The sequence below is a fragment of the Achromobacter sp. genome (genome assembly GCF_057314935.1).
Genome location: NZ_DBHKZA010000195.1, coordinates 1 through 1,286, shown reverse-complemented (window position 1 = coordinate 1,286; position 1,286 = coordinate 1). Strand labels below are relative to the sequence as shown.

Genomic DNA, 1,286 nt, shown 5'->3' with positions numbered 1-1,286 from the left:
GCGTTCGATCAGCGTGCGCTCGGTGCCGGCGGCGGCTTGCTCCAGGAGGGATGACTGCACCTGATCCAATGCGGCCGGCAGTTCGGCCATCAGCGCCCGCGCCACTGCTCTGACGTAGCGCGGATTAAAGCCCAGGTCGTGGGCCATCGCGTCAAGCTGTGCCGGCCCAATATTGCCCGGCTTCATTTCACCGCCGATGGCGAACGCGAAATGCTTGGCCAGCCCCGGATACATCGCCGTGCACATCAGATCGTAGAACGGTGCCAGGCGATAGCGTCCATCGGCGGTCTGCAGCACAGACAGATTCTTGGCATGACTATCGTTGTTGCCCACGCACAGATTGAAAATCACCCACTGCAGGAACCGCTTCAAGTCGGTTGCGCCAACGCTCATGGCCTTCAACAGCTTGCGGCAGTCCGCCAGCGTCGGTCCACCGTCCGCCTCGTACTTCACATCGGACGGTTTTCCCGCCAATTGGCACAGATCCAATTGGTGCAAGCGCAACAGCCCGCCTTGCCCATCGGGCAGACGGTCATAGCGCTTAATCAGGCAGGCGCGCGTGTCGGGCTGATAGCGGGCTTCTGCCACACCCAGCCCTAGCTTGTCTGCCAACTGCATCACCAGGGCTTCGTTCAGGGCCGACGCCCACACGCCGTCCAGGCCCTGGATGTCCGGCTTCAGGATATGCGAGGACGGGGCCGTTCCCTCAGGCAGCGCCGGCGAACCATCCTGCGCCACCATCAACAGCAACTTGTCCTGTGCGCCTGCCAGCGATATGCGCGCGCCCTCGGCGTTCTCGGCCACCAACGCCGGCACCGCCCCATTGCGCAAACGCGCCGCCACCTCCTGCCATGTCGAAGGCCGGTAATGTGGAGGAGCCGGTTGTTCGCCTTGCGGCAGTATTGTCAGTCCGCTGGCGGTATCGCCCCCTACGCTGCGCAACAAGCCGAACACCGTCGTCGCGTGGCGGCTGATCTGCAAAAACTTGCGGACATGTCCTTCGGGCAGCAGGTTTTCGAAGAAGGCATGTACGGCATCACCCGCGTGATCGTGTCCATTCAGCGCAATGGCTGGCGAGATGGCTCGCGCGCCGGGCGAGTTCAACCACGCATCGTCGTAGACAAACCGCAGCGGGCGTTCGTCGAACAAGCGGCCGACCTTGCGGTCGGCCTGATACAGGTCCAGGGCGTCGGCGGCAGTCATGGCAGACTCGCGGGCTTGGGCGCCACCTGCACTTCAAGACCCAGCAGATCCAGCATGTCCAACACCTTCTGCAATTGCAGGGT

1 protein-coding gene is annotated in these 1,286 nt (G+C 63.1%); it reads right to left on the bottom strand.

Going from position 1 to position 1,286, the window contains the following annotated elements; genetic code table 11:
- On the bottom strand, nucleotides 1–1,203 hold a 1,203-nt coding region (locus ACO6D5_RS30045), incomplete at its 3' end, for a HipA domain-containing protein (protein ID WP_485827429.1).
- Nucleotides 1,204–1,286: the final 83 nt, after the last annotated feature.